The organism is Actinomadura luteofluorescens (assembly GCF_013409365.1).
In the GTDB taxonomy this organism is placed as follows: domain Bacteria; phylum Actinomycetota; class Actinomycetes; order Streptosporangiales; family Streptosporangiaceae; genus Spirillospora; species Spirillospora luteofluorescens.
Genome location: NZ_JACCBA010000001.1, coordinates 8,011,265 through 8,030,503, shown reverse-complemented (window position 1 = coordinate 8,030,503; position 19,239 = coordinate 8,011,265). Strand labels below are relative to the sequence as shown.

Genomic DNA, 19,239 nt, shown 5'->3' with positions numbered 1-19,239 from the left:
ATGAACGTCATCACCGACCACCTCGGGGAGTTCGGCGACGGCCTCCTGCTCACCGTCGAGCTGACGCTGCTGGCCCTCGCCGGAGCCCTCGCGACGGGGATCGCCGTCGCCGCGATGCGGGTCAGCCCGGTGCGCGTGCTGCGCGCCGCCGGGATGGCCTACGTCGAGGTCCTGCAGAACATCCCGCTGCTGGTGTGGCTCGTCATCGCCGTGTTCGGGCTCCCCGAGATCGGGGTGATCGCCGGGCTGTTCACCACCTCGGTCATCGTGATCGCCCTCTACCAGGGGGCGTACACGGCCGAGGCGATCCGCTCCGGGATCAACGCGGTGCCGGCCGGGCAGGGCGAGGCCGCCCGCGCGCTCGGGCTGACGTTCGTCCAGTCGCTGCGGCTGGTCGTCCTCCCGCAGGCGCTGCGGACGGTCGTCCAGCCGCTCGGCAACATCGCGATCATGACGCTGATGAACACGGCGCTGGCCGCCGCGGTCGGCGTGGTCGAGCTGACCGCCGCCGCGAACCGGGTCAACCTCGCCGAGGCGCAGCCGATCTGGATCTTCGTGACGGCGGGCCTGGCGTACATGGCGCTGTCGGCGGTCTTCGGCCTGGTGACCGGCGGCCTGGAACGGAAGCTGGCGATCCTGCGATGAGCTCCTCGCGCCTGCTGTTCGACGAGCCGGGCCCCCGCGCCCGGCGCCGCATCCGGATCGCCACCGCGCTGACGCTGCTCGGCGGCGCCGTCCTGGTCGCGCTCGCGCTGCGCCAGTTCGGCGAGAACGGCCAGCTCGGCGCCGACCGGTGGCGCCCGTACGGGACGTGGCCGATGTGGGGGTACCTGCTGGAGGGCCTTCGCTCCACGCTGTACGCCGCGGCCGTGTCGATCGTCCTCGCCACGGCGGCGGGCGTCGCGCTCGCGCTCGGGCGGCTGTCGCCGGCGCGGTGGCTGCGCGTCCCGTCGGCGGCCTACGTCGAGATCGTCCGGACGGTACCGGCGCTGCTGCTGGTCTACATCGTGCTGTTCGCGCTGCCGAAGTACGGCCTCGACCTCCCGCTGTTCTGGAAGCTCGTCGTCCCGCTGTCGGTGTCCAACGCCGCCGCGTTCGCCGAGATCTTCCGGGCCGGGATCCGGTCGGTGGAGCGCGGGCAGCTGGAGGCGGGGCTCGCGCTGGGCCTGACCCGCGGGCGGGCGATGCGGCTGGTCGTGCTGCCGCAGGCGGCGCGGCGCGTCCTGCCGTCGCTGGTCAGCCAGTCCGCCGGGCTGCTGAAGGACACCTCGCTCGGGTACGTCGTCAGCTACGCCGAACTGCTCTACAGCGGGAAGGTGCTGGCGAACTACAACCATCTGCTCATCCAGACCTACCTGGTGATCGCGCTGATCTACCTGGTGATCAACGCGTCGCTGGCCAAGCTCGCGCGGACGCTGGAGGCGCGGCAGCGGACCCGTCCGTCCCGCGCCGTCCGCGAGGCCGCCCCGGCGGCGCGACCGTGAGGACCGACATGTACGAAGTACTGGCGGAGGTCGTGCGCAACGGCTTCCCCGAGAGCCGCCACTACGGCAGCGTCGCCGGACTCGCCCCGGACGGCACCCTCGCCCACGCGCGGGGCGCCGTCGGGGAGACCGTCCTGCCGCGCTCCACGACCAAGCCGTTCCAGGCGCTCGCCTGCCTGAAGGCGGGCGCGCCGCTGGACGGGGAGCGCCTCGCGATCGCGGCGGGCAGCCACACCGGCGAGGACTTCCACGTCAAGACCGTCGAGGGGATCCTGTCGGACGCCGGACTCGGCGCGGACGCGCTGCGGTGCCCGCCGTCCTGGCCCGAGGACGAGGCGACGCGGAACGCGCTGATCAGGGCGGGCGAGGGCGAGTCGCGGGTCCGGATGAACTGCTCCGGCAAGCACGCCGCCATGCTCGCCGCGTGCGCCGCCAACGGCTGGCCGCTCGACACCTACCTCGACCCGTCGCACCCCCTGCAGCAGCTGGTGCGGCAGGTGATGGCCGACTGCGCCGGGGAGGACCCCTCCCCCGTCGCGATCGACGGGTGCGGCGCGCCGCTGTTCGGCCTCACCCTGACCGGCCTGGCCCGGGCCGCGCGGTCCCTCGTCCTCGCCGGGGACGCCCGCCCGGTCGCGGACGCCATGCGCGCCCACCCCGAGTACGTCGGCGGGACGGGCCACGTCAACACCGAGTTCATGCGGGCGCTGCCCGGCTCGGTCGTCAAGGGCGGCGCGGAGGGCGTGCTCGTCGCCGCCACCGCCGAGGGCCGCGCCGTCGCGGTGAAGGTCATCGACGGCAGCCCCCGCGCCACCACCGCCATCGCGCTGCGCGCGCTCGCCGCGCTCGGCGCCGACACCACCCCGGCCGACCCGCTGGGCACCGTCCCCGTTCTCGGCGGCGGGCGCCCGGTGGGCGAGATCCGCACCATCCCGGAAGGACGTTCGTGAGCCTCACCTACGAGGTCTGCATCGACAGCGTCGCGGGCGCCGTCGCCGCCGAGAAGGCCGGCGCCCAGCGCGTCGAGCTGTGCGCGGCGCTGTTCGACGGGGGGCTCACCCCGACGCTGGGGACGGTCCGCGCCGCGCTCGCCGCCGTGTCGTCGATCAGGGTGCACGTCATCATCCGCCCGCGCGGCGGCGACTTCATCTTCGACGAGCACGAGGTCGCGGCGATGGAGCACGACGTGGCGCTCGTCCGGGAGGCGGGCGCGCACGGCGTGGTGATCGGCGCGCTCACCCCGGAGGGGACGGTCGACCGCCCGGTCGTCGAGCGGCTCATGGCGGCGGCGGGCGGGCTGCCCGTCACCTTCCACCGGGCCTTCGACATGGCCGCCGACCCGTTCGGCACGCTGGACGCCCTCGCCGGCCTCGGCGTGGCCCGCGTCCTGACGTCAGGGCAGGACGCGAGCGCGCTGGAGGGCGCGCCGCTGATCGCCGAGCTGGTGCGGCACGCGGGCGACCGCGTCATCGTGATGCCCGGCGGCGGCGTCACCGACCGCAACGTCGCGCGGGTCGTGGCGGCGACCGGCGCCACCGAGATCCACTTCGCCGCGCTCAGCGAGGAGCCGAGCCCGGCCGTGCACCGCAACCCCTACCCGTTCATGGGCGGGGAGCTGCGGAGGCCGGAGTACCAGCGCCTCGTCACGACGTCCGACGGCATCGCCTCGGTCATCCGCGCGGCCGGCTAAGCCGTGTTTTCACAGTCCCGGCCCACACCCGCGGGCGCCGTCCGCCCTCCCCGCGCGGGAAGGGTCAGGGCTTGCGGGCGACGGCGGCGTAACCGGCCACTTCGGCGGGCTCGCCCCAGGGAGTGTGCTCGGGACGCCACCTGGACATGGAGACGACTCCGGGGTCCAGGAGTTCGAGGCCGTCGAAGAAGCGGGTGACGGCCGCGCGCGTGCGCGGGACCATCGGATTGGCCGACTTCTCGTTCCAGTCCTGCTGCGCCTCGGCCTGGGCGGTCTCCCCCGCGTCGAAGTCCAGGGTGGCGTGCGTCATCACCAGGTGGCTTCCGGACGGCACGGCGTCCAGCAGCACGTCGAGGACGCGGCGGGCCTCGCCGTCGTCGTGGACGAAGTGCACGACGCCCAGCAGCATGATCGCCACCGGCCTTCCGAAGTCGAGCGTCGCGGCGGCCTTCGCCAGGATGTCGCCCGGTTCGCGCAGGTCGGCGTGGAGGTAGTCGCAGGCGCCCTCGGGGCTGCTGCTGAGCAGGGCCCGCGCGTGGGTCAGCACCAGGGGGTCGTTGTCCACGTAGACGATGCGCGCGTCCGGCGCCGCGCGCTGCGCGACCTCATGGGTGTTGTCCATGGTCGGCAGGCCGGTGCCGATGTCGAGGAACTGCCGGACGCCGGCCTCGCCCGCGAGGTGGCGGACGGACCTGCCGAGGAACGCGCGGTCGGCGAGGGCGATGTCGACGATCTGCGGGAACATGGCCCGGAACTGCTCGGCGGCCCGCTGGTCGACCTCGTAGTTGTCCTTCCCGCCGAGCAGGTGGTTCCAGACCCGCGCCGAATGCGGAACGTTCGTGTCGATCTCCGGTCCCTCCGCCACCGCGGCACCTCCAAGATCCTCGGTTTCCGCCCAACCTAGCGCCGCGACGCGCCGCCCGCCCGCCGGTCGCCCCCCCGATGAGCGCGCCGCGGCCGGACGGTTCTTTGCATGATCTTGTGATTTCGCGGATGCCGGTGAGTTGCGGACGGGGCATGGATGTCTGCGACCGGTACCGGACGGCCCGGCGCGACGAGCGGGAGCGGGACACATGCAGGTGAAGCTGGAGGCGGAGCTCGGCCGCATCCCCATCCTGGACGTGGCGCCGGTGGTGGGATGCGGGCGGTGGCCGGCGAAGGCGGTCGTGGGTCAGACGGTCGAGGTGTCGGCGACGGTGTTCCGGGAGGGGCACGAGCGGCTGGGCGCGGCCGTGGTGCTGCGGACGCCGGAGGGCGAGGAGCTGGCGCCGCAGCGGATGAGCGAGGTCGGGGCGGGGCTGGACCGGTGGTCGGCGCTGGTGACGCCGACGGAGATGGGGTCGTGGTCGTTCCGGGTGGAGGCCTGGGGCGATCCGATCGCGCACTGGCGCCACGACGCCGAGATCAAGGTTCCGCGAGGTCAGGACGTCGCACTGATGTTCGCCGAAGGCGTCGCGCTGTTCATGCGGGCGGCACGCGAGGTGCCGTCGAAGGACCGCCGCGTGCTGGCCCGCGTCGCCCGTTTCCTGGCGGACGAGGACGAGGACGCCCTGGACCGGCTCTCCTCCACCGAGGACCCGACCGTGCTGGAGGTGCTGGAGCGGTACCCGTTGCGGGATCTGTTGACGGTCAGTGACTGGTATCCGCTGGTGGTGCACCGGCAGCGGGCGCTGTTCGGGGCCTGGTACGAGTTCTTCCCCCGCTCCGAGGGCGCCGCCTTCGACCCCCTGGGACGCCGCGGCCCGACCTCGGGCACCCTCCGCACCGCGATGAAACGCCTCCCCGCGATCGCCGACATGGGCTTCGACGTGGTCTACCTCCCACCCGTCCACCCCATCGGCACCACCCACCGCAAAGGCCCCAACAACACCCTGGACGCCGGCCCCTACGACCCCGGATCCCCCTGGGCCATCGGATCACCCGACGGCGGCCACGACACCGTCCACCCCGACCTGGGCACCCTGGACGACTTCGACGCCTTCGTCGCCCACGCCGGCGACTGCGGCCTGGAAATCGCCCTCGACCTCGCCCTGCAATGCTCCCCCGACCACCCCTGGGTGAAGGACCACCCCGAATGGTTCACCACCCGCGCCGACGGCACCATCGCCTACGCCGAGAACCCGCCCAAAAAATACCAGGACATCTACCCCCTCAACTTCGACAACGACCCCGACGGCCTCTACACCGCCGTCAAAAACCTCATCCACCACTGGACCGACCACGGCGTCACCATCTTCAGAGTCGACAACCCCCACACCAAACCCGTCGCATTCTGGGAACGACTCCTGGCCGACATCCACACCACCCACCCCGACGTCCTGTTCCTCGCCGAGGCCTTCACCCGCCCCGCCATGATGCACACCCTCGCCAAAATCGGATTCCACCAGTCCTACACCTACTTCACCTGGCGCAACAACGCCCAGGAACTCACCGAATACATGGCCGAACTCACCGGCCCCGCCGCCACCTACATGCGCCCCAACTTCTTCACCAACACCCCCGACATCCTCAACGAATACCTCCAGCACGGCGGCCGCCCCGCCTTCGAAATCCGCGCCATCCTCGCCGCCCTCCTCTCCCCCACCTGGGGCATCTACTCCGGCTACGAACTCTGCGAGAACACCCCCCAACGCCCCGGCAGCGAGGAATACCGCGACTCAGAGAAATACCAGTACCGCCCCCGCGACTGGGAAACCGCCGACCGCACCGACACCACCATCGCCCCCCTCATCACCACCCTCAACACACTCCGCAACACCCACCCCGCCCTCCAGCAACTCACCAACCTGCACTTCCACCACATCGACCAACCCGAACTCCTCGCCTTCTCCAAACGCCACCTCCACGACACCGTCCTCACCATCATCAACCTCAACCCCCACCAACCCCGCGAAGCCACCGTCCACCTCGACCTGCCCGCCCTCGGCCTCCCCGACGACCCCGACCAACCCCACACCGTCACCGACCAACTCGACGGCACCACCTACACCTGGCGGAAGTCCAACTACGTGCGGCTCGACCCGCACACCAAGCCCGCGCACATCCTCACGTTCCAGGAGAACGGCGGACGTGCGCGGGCCGGTGGCGGGCAGGGCGGCGGGGCTACCCGGACCCGGCGCCGCTGAGCACGCGGTCCTCGGCGGAACGGCAGCCGGTGAACACCGAGCCGAGGCCCTCGCGGTCGATGACCTCGCGGAGCCTGGCCGGCATCGCCGGCAGCGCCAGGCAGCCGCCCTCGGCCGCGACGCGCCAGCGGATGCCGAGCAGGATCGGCAGCGGGTCGCAGCGCACGCCGAGCCGGTCGTGCATCCGCACCATCAGGTGCCGCTCGTCGCCCTCGACCAGCGTGGTCAGCGTCTCCCCGAGCCGCGGCACCGTCACCTCGTCCAGCACCCCGGACAGGTGCACGACGGTGTGGTCGCCGTCGCCGGCCGCCGTCGTGGTGATCATCAGCTCGGACGGGGCGGGCGGCGTCGGGGTGAGACCGGCGTCCCCCGGGTGCAGCGCGCGGATCGCGTCGAGGACGTGCGTGGTGTCGACCTCCCCCGGCGCCGCCTCCGGGACGGGCGCCGCCGTCGCCGACGCGACGTCGGCGAACACCGGGACGAGCCGGTCCAGGCCGGTGAGGTGCAGCGCCCGCCGGACGTGCGCCGACAGGGCCGGCACCACGGCCCGCAGCGGGCAGCCGAGCAGCTGCGCCCGCGTCTCGGCCCGCGCCATCAGCACGAGGCCGGCCGCGTCCAGCAGGACCGCGTCACCGAAGTCGACCACGACCCCGCCGCGCCGCGTCCCCCGCGCGCCCGCGCAGGCCAGCGACAGGGCCCTGCTCACCTCCTCCCGGATCCCCGCGTAGTTCTGCCAACTGATCTGCGCCGGCAGGCCGAGCACGATGAACCCTCGCCGGGTCTCGGTGCTCAGACCCGGCACCGCCGTGTCCTTCATCTGTCACATCCCGATCGGAGTTCGGGCCGCCGCGCGGGCGGGCCGGGGCGAGGCGGTCAGGTGGCCGGGCGGTCTGGACCCCGGCCGCTCGTCCGGATAGGGCGGGCGGCCGCCCCGCACGACGCCCGTGAGCCGGGACGCCGCGAGGCGCTCGATGGTCCGTTCCTCGGGCCGCACCCCCAGATGGGCGCAGCAGCACCACAGGTCGTCCACGCAGCGCCGCACGCGCTCCACCGGAATGTCGGCGAAACGGACGCGCAGCCGTGCCACGAGGTCATCCCGCGTCGGTACGACCGATGGCGACTTCTCCCAGCGCTCCACTGTCCCTCCGATCGCTTCTGGACGGAATTCCGCCCGAACTGAGCAGAACCCGCCGTCCTGACGGGTTCTGAGGTTGGAAATGACCTACCCGAGGGTTGCGACAGAAAAAGCGGCGAACCTAAAAACACGGACATGACACAACCGCCGCGCGGCAAGTATTCGCGGCGTCCGGCGCCACTCGACGGGCCGGGAATCGCCGTTCTTTTGCGCTGCCTTTCCGTGCGCTGCCCGGCCGCGACCGGGCGATGACCTTCCCCCGCGGGCGGCCGCCCGCCCGGACGGCCCGCGGACCCGGGCGATCTACCCCGGTCATGGGCGCGCCGCCGCGGCGGGGCGGCGCCGCCGGGACCCGAAACCGGCCCCACGGTCACGGACCGTACTGAAGCTTTTACGGATGGTTGCCTGTCGCGCAGACACCTGGCCGGGGCGGAGGGAATTGCTGATCTAGATGTCTCCAACACACCCGGGGTGACCCATGGACGGCCAGCCGAAGAACTTCACCCGCAGCACCCGATCCGACCGGGACGCCGACGGGGTCACCGCACCGGGACCGGGCGCCGCGCTCCCGGAGTACACCGCCCGGCCGGCCGCGGGCCCGGCCGCCGGCCCCATCCCGGACCCGTTCGACGAGGACACCCCCCGCACGCCGGACTGGTTCAAGACGGCGGTGTTCTACGAGGTGTCGGTCCGGGGCTTCGCCGATTCCAACAACGACGGTTACGGCGACCTGCGCGGGCTGATCTCCAAGCTGGACCATCTGCAATGGCTCGGCGTCGACTGCCTGTGGCTGCTGCCGATCTACCAGTCCCCGCTGAAGGACGGCGGCTACGACATCGCCAACTACACCAGCATCCTGCCCGACTTCGGGGAGCTCGGGGACTTCGTCGAGCTGATCGAGCAGGCGCACGCCCGGGGCATCCGGGTGATCGCGGATCTGGTGATGAACCACACCTCCGACCAGCACCCCTGGTTCCAGGCATCGCGCACCGACCCCGACGGGCCCTTCGGCGACTTCTACATGTGGGCCGACGACGACACCGGCTACCCCGACGCCCGCATCATCTTCGTCGACACCGAGTCCTCCAACTGGACCTACGACCCCGTCCGCGGCCAGTACTACTGGCACCGCTTCTTCACCCACCAGCCCGACCTCAACTACGACAACCCCGACGTCCAGGACGCCATGCTGGAGAACCTGCGGTTCTGGCTCGACCTGGGCATCGACGGCTTCCGCCTGGACGCCGTCCCCTACCTGTACGCCCGCGAAGGCACCAACTGCGAGAACCTCCCCGAAACCCACGCCTACCTCAAACGCGTCCGCGCCGAAGTCGACCGCCTCTACCCCGACCGCGTCCTGCTCGCCGAAGCCAACCAATGGCCCGCCGACGTCGTGGAGTACTTCGGCGACCCCGCCGCCGGCGGCGACGAATGCCACATGGCCTTCCACTTCCCCGTCATGCCCCGCATCTTCATGGCCGTGCGCCGCGAACAGCGCTACCCCATCTCCGAGATCATGGCCCAGACCCCCAAGATCCCCGACAACTGCCAATGGGGCATCTTCCTGCGCAACCACGACGAACTCACCCTGGAGATGGTCACCGACGAAGAACGCGACTACATGTACACCGAATACGCCAAAGACCCCCGCATGAAAGCCAACATCGGCATCCGCCGCCGCCTGGCCCCACTCCTGGACAACGACCGCAACCAACTCGAACTCTTCACCGCACTCCTGCTCTCCCTCCCAGGCTCCCCCGTCCTGTACTACGGCGACGAAATCGGCATGGGCGACAACATCTGGCTCGGCGACCGCGACGCCGTCAGAACCCCCATGCAATGGACCCCCGACCGCAACGCCGGATTCTCCACCTGCGACCCCGCACGCCTCTACCTGCCCGTCATCATGGACCCCATCTACGGCTACCAAGCCGTCAACGTCGAGGCCCAGACCAACAACCCCGGCTCCCTGCTCCACTGGACCCGCAAAATGATCGAAATCCGCCAGCGCCACCCCGTCTTCGGCGTCGGCTCCTACGTCGAACTGTCCGCCTCCAACCCCTCCGTCCTCGCCTTCACCCGCGAGATCACCGAGGACGAGAGCCCGTGGGACGAGATGGACACGGTCCTGTGCGTCAGCAACCTGTCGCGGTTCCCGCAGCCGGTCGAGCTGGACCTGCGGCGCTTCGAGGGCTACTCCCCCGTCGAGTGCATGGGCGGCGTGCAGTTCCCCGCCATCGGCGAACTCCCGTACCTGCTCACCTTGCCCGGGCACGGGTTCTTCTGGTTCCAGCTGGTCCCTCCTGAGGACGGCGCTCCAGGGGCGGGCGCGGACGCGGGACCGGGCACGCGCGCGGGAAGGACCGTCTGACCGTGCTTCCTCCAGAGCCGGACCTCGTCCGGGACCTCGCCGAGTGGCTGCCCCGGCAGCGGTGGTTCGGCGGCAAGGACGGTCCCATCCACGACCTCACCATCGGCACCGCCACCGAACTCCGCCCCGGCGACCCCGCCCTGCACCACCTCATCCTCGACGTCCGCCAGGACGACACCACCGACCACTACCAGCTCCTCCTCGGCGCCCGCCGCGACCTGCCGGACCGGCTCCGGCACGTCGAGATCGGCGGGCCCTGCGGCGACCGCTCCGGCAGGGCCCGGCTGTACGACGCCGCGCACGACCCGGACCTGACCCGCGTGCTCCTGGAGGCCCTGGCGAGCGGGGCGTCCGTGGGCCCGCTGCGGTTCCACCACGCCGACGGCGCCCGCGTCCGGACGGACCTGGCGAGCCTTCCCATGACCGCCGAGCAGAGCAACACCTCGTTACTGTTCGGCGACGAGTACATCTGCAAGCTGTTCCGCCGCCTGTCCCCCGGCGTCAACCTCGACCTGGAGGTCAACCTCGCGCTGACCCGCGGCGGCTGCGCGCGCGTCCCGGCCGTCCTCGGGTGGATCGAGCTGGACCCGGGGCACGGGGCGATGGCCGGCGGGGGCGGGGAGCCGGTGACGCTCGCCCTCCTGTCGGACTACCTGCACACCGGCGTGGACGCCTGGAGCCTCGCGATAGCCAGCGTCCGCGACTGGTTCGCGCACACGCCGCCGCCCGGCGGCGACGAGTGGGCGGAGCTGGACGCGAGCGCGGCCGGCGGCGACTTCGCCGCCGAGGCCGAACGGCTCGGCGCGGCCACCGCCGAGGTGCACCGGGCGCTCGCCGACGCGTTCGGCGTGACGGTCGTCCCGGCCGCGGAGGTCCGCGCGACGGCCGCGCGGATGAACCGCGAGCTGACCGCGACCTGCCGCGCGGTGCCCGGCCTCGCGCCGCACGCGAAGGCGCTCACCGAGGCGTTCCTGGACCTGGCCGCGCGGGCCGAGCCGCTGCCCGTCCAGCGCGTGCACGGCGACTACCACCTCGGCCAGGTCCTGCGCACGGAGTCGGGGTGGTCGGTGCTGGACTTCGAGGGCGAGCCGGCGCGGACGCAGAGCGAGCGCCGGGCCCTCGCGCACCCGCTGCGCGACGTCGCCGGGATGCTTCGCTCGTTCGAGTACGCCGCGCGGTTCCTCATCACCAAGGCGGGCTCGGTGCCGAGCGAGTCGGGGCCGCGGCTGGAGACCCGGGCGCACGCCTGGGCGGCGCGCAACCGCGCCGCGTTCTGCCGCGGCTACGCGGCGGGCGGCGGACCGGATCCGGCCGCGCATTCGGTGCTCATCCGCGCCTTCGAATTCGAGAAGGCAGTCTACGAGGTGCGTTACGAGGCGCAGAACAGACCGGCCTGGCTCGCCGTTCCGCTGAAATCCCTGGCCCATCTGACCGCTTGATCAAAGACACCGAAGGCCGTGCCCAATTCCGCGCCATGATCACGTAAAATCGGCCCGCTCCGACAATTCCGTGCCGATCAACGGGTACCCGATCCCTCGGCGGGATGATGATCACCTGCCGAATACCCGAACGGAAACGGAGAGCAGAGGAATGTCCGCACGCCACTCGCAGGAGACCGCAAGCGCAAGCGGAGCGGTCGCGGGCCATACCGGCCGCGGCCGGGCGGCCGATCGAAAACGGAGCGTGCTCCGCACGGCCGTCACGGCCACGGTGACCGGGCTCGCCCTGACGGTCCCGCTGGGTTCCACGGCCTTCGCCGCACTCAACCCGACGGTGCTGAAGAGCCTGCACCTCGACGCGGCCACGCTGGAGAAGGTCCAGGCGTACGACAGGTACCGGACGCGGGAGACCCTCCAGCGCAAGCGCGCCAAGAAGGCGCTGCGGTTCGCCCGCAAGCAGCTCGGCAAGCCGTACCGGTGGGGCGCGGACGGGCCGGGCGGCTACGACTGCTCCGGGCTCATGATGGCCGCGTGGCGCCGGGCCGGCGTCAAGATCCCCCGCGTCACCTACGCCCAGTACCGCCAGGTGGACCGGAAGGTGGGAATGGGGAGTCTCAAGCCCGGGGACCTCATCTTCTTCCACGGCCGCAGCCACGTCGGCATGTACGTGGGGCACGGCCGATTCCTGCACGCGCCCAATTCGGGGGCCAGGGTCCGCATCGACAGGTTCGGCGCGGCGCGCAAGAGACAGTTCGCGGGGGCGGTGCGGCCCGGCGCCCCCGCCTTCAGGGAGTGGTCGCCGTCCGTGCGGGAGCTCGTCGAGAAGATCGACCGGATGAGCGCGGAGAAGCGGGCCGACCAGCCCCCTGATAGCGAGCGGACCCCCCATAATCCGCCACCCAGTAGCACACATTTCAAGAAAACGGACATTCCCCCAATCACAGCCCCCGGACACATCCCGGCGGAGAAGGCCGCGCCACCCGGCGGCCACTCCGCGAAACCGGACCATTCCGCGGCACAGGCTCCGCGAAGCGACGGACCGTCGGACGAGTCAAAGCCTGAGCCCCGGCCGAGAGCCGTGGCGCACCCGAGATCCTTCTGGAACGGCCCCAGCGTCGAGCCGTGGTCGAAGTACGTCTCTCCCTAGCCCCTTTCCGCCCTCCCCGGCGCACGCGCGCGTGGCGCGCGGCGCCGGGGGGGCGCGTCACACTTGACCTGGAGGGCACTCCGGGTGCTTGGCTGGATCACCATGGAGTACACCCAGCTCGGCCGTACCGGCCTGAAGGTCAGCCGCCTGGTGCTCGGCACGATGAACTTCGGCCCGTTCACCGAGGAGCCCGACGCCCACGCGATCATGGACGCGGCGCTCGACGCGGGGATCAACTTCTTCGACACCGCGAACGCCTACGGGTGGGGCGCGAACAAGGGCCGCACCGAGGAGATCATCGGCACCTGGTTCGCCAGGGGCGGCGGGCGCCGCGAGAAGACCGTCCTCGCGACGAAGGTCTACGCGGACATGGCGGCGCCGGACGCGCCCTGGCCGAACCGGGGCGGGCTGTCCGCGCTGCACATCCGCCAGGCCGCCGAGGCCTCGCTGAGGAGGCTCGGCACCGACCACATCGACCTGTACCAGTTCCACCACATCGACCGGTCGGCGCCGTGGGAGGAGATCTGGCAGGCGATCGACGTGCTCGTCCAGCAGGGCAAGGTGCTGTACGCCGGGTCGTCCAACTTCCCCGGCTGGGGCATCGCGCAGGCCAACGAGGCCGCCGCCCGCCGCGGCTCGCTCGGCCTGGTCAGCGAGCAGTGCCTGTACAACCTGGTCGAGCGGCGCGCCGAGATGGAGGTCGTCCCGGCCGCGCGGGCCTACGGGCTCGGCGTGATCCCGTGGTCGCCGCTGCACGGCGGGGTGCTCGGCGGCGTCCTGCGCAAGGAGCGCGACGGGGAGGGGTCCCGGTCCCGGTCGGGGCGCTCCGCCGAGATGCTGAACGACCCGGCCGAGCGGGCGCGCGTCCAGGCCTACGAGGACCTGTGCGGGGAGCACGGCCTGGACCCGGGCGACGTCGGCCTCGCCTGGCTGCTCACCCGCCCCGGCGTGACGGGCCCGATCGTGGGCCCGCGCGTCCGCGCGCAGCTCGACTCCGCCGTCCGCGCCGCCGAGCTGGACCTGCCGGAGGAGTTCCTCTCCGCCCTGGACGAGATCTTCCCGGGCCCGGGTCCCGTGCCGGAGGCGTTCGCCTGGTGACCCCCGGCCGCGGCCCGGGTGGCGGCAGGCGCCCGCGGCGGGCCGCGGCGGGGTAGCGTTCCCCCTGTGAACGATCACGACAGGCCGTCCCTGGCGGACATCCCCCACGACGTCCCGACGTCCGCCCGCGCCTACGGCTGGCTGCTCGGCGGCAAGGACAACTACGAGGTCGACCGGCAGTTCATCAGGGGGCAGCTGGAACACCACCCCGCCGGGCTCGACATCACCCGGCAGAACCGCCTGTTCCTGTACCGCGCCGTCCGGTACCTGGCCGCCGAGGCCGGGATCCGGCAGTTCATCGACATGGGCTGCGGCCTGCCGACCGACGCCAACGTGCACCAGGTCGCCCGCGACTTCGCGCCGGACGCGCGCGTCGTCTACGTGGACATCGACCCGATCGTCCTCGCGCACGGCAGGGCGCTGCTGGCCGGGGACTCCTCGACCACGGTCATCCAGGGCGACATGCGCGACCAGGAGGCCATCCTGGCGGACGCGGAGGTCGAGCGGCTGATCGACTTCAGCGAGCCGGTCGCGACGCTGTTCCTGTCGGTCGGCCACCACCTGCCCGACGCCGACGACCCGCGCCGCGTCCTGCACACGATCATGGACCGGGCCGCGCCGGGCAGCCACCTCACCTTCTCCCAGGTCGCCTGCGACGACCCGGTGCGCAGCGCGCAGATGAACGAGCAGGTCCGCGGGGCCGGGATCCCCTGGCAGACGCGGACGCCCGCCGAGATCGACGCGCTGCTGTCGGACTTCGACCCCGTCGAGCCGGGCCTGTGCAACCTCGTCGACTGGCGCCCGCTGGACGTGCAGCCGCCGCTCGCCCCCGTCCCGCCCGAGCTGGAGCAGTACGAGGGAGCCTCCAAGCTGGACCGCGGCATCTACGAGTACGGCGGGGTTCTCCGCAAGCGCTAGACGACCGCCTCGAAGGCCGCCGTCCCGGGACCGGGACGGCGGCCTTTCGCGTGCCGGGGTTGCCGGGACGGCAACAGGACGGGACCAAAGGGGCGAGTCATGTTAAGTTGCCACTGAAAATCGTTTTCATTTTCAGGAGCTTCCATGATGTCTGCTCAGCGCGCCCGCGTCCTCGGGGCGGGCGCCGCCCTCGCCCTCTCCGCCCTCGGGGCCTCCGCCTGCGGGTCCTCCTCCGGCGCCGGGGCCGCGGAGACGGTCCCGGTCGTGGCCTCGACCAACGTGTACGGGGACATCGCACGGCAGATCGGCGGCGACAGGGTGAAGGTGACCTCGTTCATCAGCGACCCCGCGCAGGACCCGCACTCCTTCGAGGCGGGGACGCGCACCAGGCTCGCGCTGTCGAAGGCCGGCGTGGTCATCGAGAACGGCGGCGGCTACGACGACTTCATGGAGACGCTGCTCAGGGGCTCCGGGTCGAAGGCCCGGGTGCTCAACGCCGTCCAGATCTCCGGGAAGACCGCCCCGAAGGGCGAGGAGCCGAACGAGCACGTCTGGTACGACCTGCCCTCCGTCGCGCTGCTGGCCGACCGGATCTCCGCCGCGCTCGCCGAGGCCGCCCCCGGGGACGCCCGGACGTTCTCGTCGAACGCCGCCGCCTTCAAGGCGAGGCTGAAGGCGCTGGAGGAGAAGGTGGCGGCGGTCAGGGCCGCGCATGCGGGGGACGGCGTCGCCGTCACCGAGCCCGTCCCGGTCTACCTGCTGGAGGCGGCCGGACTGGTCGACCGGACGCCGGAGGAGTTCGCCGAGGCGGTCGAGGAGGGGGACGACGTCCCGCCGCGGGCGCTGCGCGACACGCTGGCGCTGCTCACGGACCGGAAGGTGCGGGCGCTCGTGGCGAACGTGCAGACGAGCGGCCCGCAGACCGACAGGGTCCGGAAGGCGGCGGCCGGCGCGGGCGTCCCGGTGGTGCCGGTCACCGAGACCCTCCCGGCCGGCCGGGACTACGTCGCCTGGATGGACGGCACCATCGCCGCGCTCCAGCGGGCGCTGGCGTGATCACCCTGCGCGGCGCGACCCTGTCCTACGGCGAACGGACCCTGTGGCGCGGGCTGGACCTCGACGTGCGGCCCGGCGAGTTCCTCGCCGTCGCCGGATCCAACGGGTCGGGGAAGACCAGCCTGCTCAGGGTGCTGCTCGGGCTCCAGCGGCTGTCGTCCGGAACCGTCGAGGTGGACGGGCGCCGCCCCCGGCGGGGCAGCGACGCCGTCGGCTACGTCCCGCAGCACCGGGCCGTCCCGCCGCACACCCCGCTGCGCGCCCGCGACCTCGTGCGGCTCGGCATCGACGGCCACCGCTGGGGCCCCGGGCGGCCGCGCCGGGACGCGCGCCGCCGGGTCGAGGCCGTCCTCGCCGACGTCGGCGCGGCCGCGTTCGCCGACGTCCCGCTCGAACTCCTGTCGGGCGGCGAACTCCAGCGCGTGCGCGTCGCGCAGGCTCTGGCGACCGGCCCGCGCGTCCTGCTGTGCGACGAGCCGCTGGCCTCCCTGGACGCCGAGCACCAGCGCGTCGTCGCCGAGCTGGTGGAGCGGCGCCGCCGCGACCACGGCACCACCGTCGTGTTCGTCACGCACGAGATCGACCCGGTCCTCCCCTTCGCCGACCGGATCCTCGACATGGGCGCCGCCCCCGGCGCGCAAACTTCCCGGCAGGAGACGGCATGAGCTGGCAGGAGGCGTGGCACGAGATCTTCAACTTCCAGGACTACGGGGCGCTGCTCGCGCTGGTGCGCAACTCGCTCGTCGCGGGGGCCGTGCTCGGGCTGGTCGGAGGGCTCGCCGGGACGTTCGTCGTCATGCGCGACCTGGCGTTCGCCGTGCACGGGATCAGTGAGCTGTCCTTCGCGGGCGCGGCGGCCGCCCTGCTGGCCGGGGTGAGCGTGGCGGGCGGTTCGATCGCGGGGGCCCTGGCGGCCGCCGGGCTGATCGGGGTCCTCGGCGCGAAGGCGCGCGACCGCGGGTCGGCCATCGGCGTCCTGATGCCGTTCGGGCTCGGGCTCGGCGTGCTGTTCCTGTCGCTCTACCAGGGGCGGTCGGCCAACAAGTTCGGGATCCTCACCGGCCAGATCGTCGCGATCGACACGCCGCGGCTGTCGTGGCTGCTCGCCACGTCGGCGGTGGTGCTGGCCTGCCTCGCGGTCATGTGGCGCCCGCTGGCGTTCGCGAGCCTGGACCCGGACGTGGCGGCCGCGCGGGGCGTGCCGGTGCGGGCGCTGTCGCCGGCCTTCATGCTCGTGCTCGGCCTGGCGGTGGCCGTGTCCGTGCAGGTCGTGGGCGCGCTGCTGGTGCTCGCGCTGATCTGCACGCCCGCCGCGGCGGCGGTGCGGGTCACCGCGTCGCCGGTGCTGGCGCCGCTGCTGAGCGCGGCGCTCGCGACGGTGTCGGTGCTGGGCGGGATCCTGCTGTCGATCGGGTCCAGCATCCCGATCAGCCCGTACGTCACCACGATCTCGTTCCTGCTGTACGGGGCGTGCCGCGCGGCGGGCGCCGTCCGGGCCCGGCGGGGGTGGACGGCGCCGCGGGGCGCGCGTCCCGGCACCGTCCCTACATGATCTTTTGGCGCCCGCCCGGGATTGCGCCCCGGGCGGGCGCCGCACCGCGCACCGCGTTCCCGACATGTCGGATCCCAGATCACCAGGTCGTTGCGATTCGCTTACCCCGGCGTGGGCATCGCCGCAGGCCGCACGGGAATCGAATCATCTGGACTCTTGCGGCGAACGGGGCGATTGGGAGGGCGCGATGTGGGACTTCGCGGGCCGGGACACCGCTATCGACCTGGGCAGCGCGACCGTGCGGATGCATGTGAAGGGCCGCGGCGTCGTCTGCCGAGAACCCTCGCTGCTCGCGCGCTCCCGCGAGACCGGACGCATCCTCGCCCTCGGCGTCCCCGCGCGGGAGATGGCCGGGCGCAACCCCGACGTCACCCTCGTGCGGCCCATCCGCGAAGGCGCGCCGACCGAGACCGACGAGGCCGAGTACCTGATGCGGCACCTGGTGCGCCGCCACCACCGGCGCCACTACACCGCGCGGCCGCGCCTGGTCGTCACGGTCCCGAGCGGGCTGACCTCCGTCCACTACCGGGCGCTGCAGTTCTCCGCCTACCAGGCGGGCGCGCGGCGCCTCACACTCGTGCCGACGCCGATCGCCGCCGCCATCGGGATGGGCATGACCTCCTGCGGGCGGCCCGACATCACGGTGATCGCCGACATCGGCGCGGACGTCACCGACGTGGGCGTCATCGCGTTCGGCGGCCTGGTCACCTCGCACACCGCGCATGTCGGCGGGTCGGCGCTGGACCGCGCCATCGCCGCGCTCGTCCGGCAGGAGCACGGCCTCGCGCTGTCGCTGGCGGGGGCGGAGGCGGCCAAGCTGGAGGTCGGCGCGGTGCCGCCGCTCGGCCGCCGCCCGGTGCGGCAGACCGTCGTGCACGGGCGCGACATCGCGACGGGCATGCCGCGCGGCGTCGTCCTCACCACCGCGGACGTCGCCCGCGCGATCTCCGGCCCGGTGGCGCGGATCGTGGACGCGATCGGCGCCGGCCTCGCCGGCTGCTCGCCCGAGATCTCCGGCGACCTGCTCGGCGTCGGCATCACGCTCACCGGCGGCTGCGCCCGGCTGCCCGGACTGGAGCGGCTGATCCAGGACCGGACCGGGCTGGGCGCGCGGGTCGGGGACGACACCGGCGACGCGGCCGTGCTCGGCGCCGGGGAGGTGCTGCGGTCCGCCGGGTCGCGGGAGCCGTCCGCCCGCGAGACCTCACCGCGCCCGCACGTGCTGACGAGCCTGGCGGACTACTGACCGGGGCCCGCCGCCGGCGGCGGTTACACTCCCGATGGCATGAGCGACGCACCCGAACGCGAGGGACCGGGCAGCCCGCGGCTGGAGGAGGTCTCCGACGGGATCTTCGCCTACCTCCAGCCCGACGGCACCTGGTGGATCAACAACACCGGCTTCCTCACGGGCGCGCGGGGGGTGACGAGCGTCGACTCCTGCTCGACCGAGCGCCGCACCCGCGCGTACCTGGAGTCGATCCGCTCGGTCACGGACCGTCCCGTCCGGACGCTGGTCAACACCCACCACCACGGCGACCACACCTTCGGCAACTACCTGTTCTCGGGCGCGACCGTCGTCGGCCACGAGGCCACGCGGGAGGGCGCGCTCAGCTGGGGCATGCCGTTCGACGAGCCGTTCTGGACGAAGGTCGACTGGGGCGGCGTCGAGATCGAGCCGCCGTTCCTCACCTTCACCGACGGCGTGACGCTGTGGGTGGACGACCTGCGCTGCGAGGTCCGGCACGTCGGGACGCCCGCGCACACCACCAACGACTCCATCGTGTGGATCCCCGAGCGGCGGGTGCTGTTCTGCGGCGACCTGCTGTTCAACGGCGGCACCCCGTTCCTGATGCAGGGGTCGGTCGCGGGCGCGGTCCGGGTCCTGGAGGAGGTCGTCGCGCCGCTGGGCGCGGAGACGATCGTCCCCGGGCACGGTCCCGTCGCCGGTCCCGAGCTCATCGACCGGGTGCTCGGCTACGCGCGCTTCGTCCAGGCGACCGCCGCCGAGGCCAGGGCGGCCGGGCTGGCGCCGCTGGAGGCCGCCCGCGAGGCCGATCTCGGCCCGTACGCGGAGCTGACCGACCCCGAGCGCCTCGTGGGCAACCTGTACCGCGCCTACGCCGAACTGGACGGGCAGCCTCCCGGCGCGCCGATCGACTTGGTCTCGGCCCTGACCGACATGGTCGCCTTCAACGGGGGCCGTCCGCTCACCTGCCGCGCTTAG

The 19,239-nt window shown here is 72.6% G+C and carries 18 protein-coding genes; 15 read left to right on the top strand and 3 right to left on the bottom strand.

The window, feature by feature from the left end; all coding sequences use genetic code 11:
* The 4 genes from BJY14_RS36990 to BJY14_RS36975 are packed head-to-tail and all read left to right on the top strand — an operon-like array spanning nt 1 to nt 3,174.
* Complete coding sequence (locus BJY14_RS36990) at nt 1-645, top strand: amino acid ABC transporter permease (protein ID WP_179847852.1); 645 nt, start codon at nt 1-3, stop codon at nt 643-645.
* A complete protein-coding gene (locus BJY14_RS36985) occupies nt 642-1,484 on the top strand; it encodes an amino acid ABC transporter permease (RefSeq protein WP_179847851.1) in 843 nt (280 codons plus the stop codon). The genes BJY14_RS36990 and BJY14_RS36985 overlap by 4 nt, the downstream gene beginning before the upstream one ends.
* Nucleotides 1,485-1,492: 8 nt before the next feature.
* Entirely contained in the window at nt 1,493-2,434 is a 942-nt protein-coding gene (locus BJY14_RS36980) for an asparaginase (protein WP_179847850.1), read from the top strand.
* Nucleotides 2,431-3,174 (top strand): copper homeostasis protein CutC, encoded by a 744-nt coding sequence (locus BJY14_RS36975; RefSeq protein WP_179847849.1) that lies wholly within the window; start codon nt 2,431-2,433, stop codon nt 3,172-3,174. The genes BJY14_RS36980 and BJY14_RS36975 overlap by 4 nt, the downstream gene beginning before the upstream one ends.
* Nucleotides 3,175-3,238: 64 nt before the next feature.
* On the opposite strand, the gene BJY14_RS36970 is transcribed toward BJY14_RS36975, so the two are convergent.
* Nucleotides 3,239-4,039, bottom strand: a complete 801-nt coding sequence (locus BJY14_RS36970; RefSeq protein ID WP_312879596.1) for an SAM-dependent methyltransferase — start codon at nt 4,037-4,039, stop codon at nt 3,239-3,241.
* Nucleotides 4,040-4,247: 208 nt separating this feature from the next.
* On the opposite strand from BJY14_RS36970, the gene BJY14_RS36965 reads away from it, so the two are divergent.
* A complete protein-coding gene (locus BJY14_RS36965; protein ID WP_179847847.1) occupies nt 4,248-6,299 on the top strand; it encodes an alpha-1,4-glucan--maltose-1-phosphate maltosyltransferase in 2,052 nt (683 codons plus the stop codon).
* Here the strand turns inward: BJY14_RS36965 and BJY14_RS36960 are convergent.
* Together BJY14_RS36960 and BJY14_RS36955 are read right to left on the bottom strand one after the other, a co-directional pair.
* The gene (locus tag BJY14_RS36960) at nt 6,277-7,116 is read right to left on the bottom strand and encodes an STAS domain-containing protein (RefSeq protein WP_179847846.1); all 840 of its coding nucleotides are present in this window, start codon (nt 7,114-7,116) and stop codon (nt 6,277-6,279) included. The two genes, BJY14_RS36965 and BJY14_RS36960, sit on opposite strands and share 23 nt — an antisense overlap.
* 3 nt (nt 7,117-7,119) lie before the next feature.
* A complete protein-coding gene (locus tag BJY14_RS36955) occupies nt 7,120-7,386 on the bottom strand; it encodes a hypothetical protein (RefSeq protein WP_179847845.1) in 267 nt (88 codons plus the stop codon).
* A 526-nt stretch (nt 7,387-7,912) separates the two neighbouring features.
* On the opposite strand from BJY14_RS36955, the gene treS reads away from it, so the two are divergent.
* From treS to BJY14_RS36905, 10 genes are all read left to right on the top strand, one after another.
* A complete protein-coding gene (gene treS / locus BJY14_RS36950) occupies nt 7,913-9,805 on the top strand; it encodes a maltose alpha-D-glucosyltransferase (RefSeq protein WP_179847844.1) in 1,893 nt (630 codons plus the stop codon).
* A 2-nt stretch (nt 9,806-9,807) separates the two neighbouring features.
* Nucleotides 9,808-11,244: a maltokinase N-terminal cap-like domain-containing protein gene (locus tag BJY14_RS36945; protein WP_179847843.1), complete on the top strand. Its 1,437-nt coding sequence runs from the start codon at nt 9,808-9,810 to the stop codon at nt 11,242-11,244.
* A 244-nt stretch (nt 11,245-11,488) separates the two neighbouring features.
* The gene (locus BJY14_RS46905; RefSeq protein ID WP_179847842.1) at nt 11,489-12,391 is read left to right on the top strand and encodes a C40 family peptidase; all 903 of its coding nucleotides are present in this window, start codon (nt 11,489-11,491) and stop codon (nt 12,389-12,391) included.
* 102 nt (nt 12,392-12,493) lie between these two features.
* The gene (locus tag BJY14_RS36935; protein WP_179849874.1) at nt 12,494-13,489 is read left to right on the top strand and encodes an aldo/keto reductase; all 996 of its coding nucleotides are present in this window, start codon (nt 12,494-12,496) and stop codon (nt 13,487-13,489) included.
* Between the two features lie 66 nt (nt 13,490-13,555).
* Nucleotides 13,556-14,407 carry an SAM-dependent methyltransferase gene (locus BJY14_RS36930; protein ID WP_179847841.1) on the top strand — a complete coding sequence of 284 codons (852 nt, stop codon included), beginning with the start codon at nt 13,556-13,558 and terminating at the stop codon, nt 14,405-14,407.
* Nucleotides 14,408-14,551: 144 nt separating this feature from the next.
* Nucleotides 14,552-15,463, top strand: coding sequence for a metal ABC transporter solute-binding protein, Zn/Mn family (locus BJY14_RS36925; RefSeq protein WP_246396244.1), 912 nt, complete (start codon nt 14,552-14,554; stop codon nt 15,461-15,463).
* On the top strand, nt 15,460-16,128 hold the full coding sequence (locus tag BJY14_RS36920; protein WP_179847840.1) for a metal ABC transporter ATP-binding protein: 669 nt from the start codon (nt 15,460-15,462) through the stop codon (nt 16,126-16,128). Before BJY14_RS36925 ends, BJY14_RS36920 begins: the two co-directional genes overlap by 4 nt.
* Entirely contained in the window at nt 16,125-17,015 is an 891-nt protein-coding gene (locus BJY14_RS36915; protein WP_179847839.1) for a metal ABC transporter permease, read from the top strand. The genes BJY14_RS36920 and BJY14_RS36915 overlap by 4 nt, the downstream gene beginning before the upstream one ends.
* 187 nt (nt 17,016-17,202) lie before the next feature.
* A complete protein-coding gene (locus BJY14_RS36910) occupies nt 17,203-18,261 on the top strand; it encodes a rod shape-determining protein (protein ID WP_179847838.1) in 1,059 nt (352 codons plus the stop codon).
* Between the two features lie 39 nt (nt 18,262-18,300).
* A complete protein-coding gene (locus BJY14_RS36905) occupies nt 18,301-19,239 on the top strand; it encodes an MBL fold metallo-hydrolase (RefSeq protein WP_179847837.1) in 939 nt (312 codons plus the stop codon).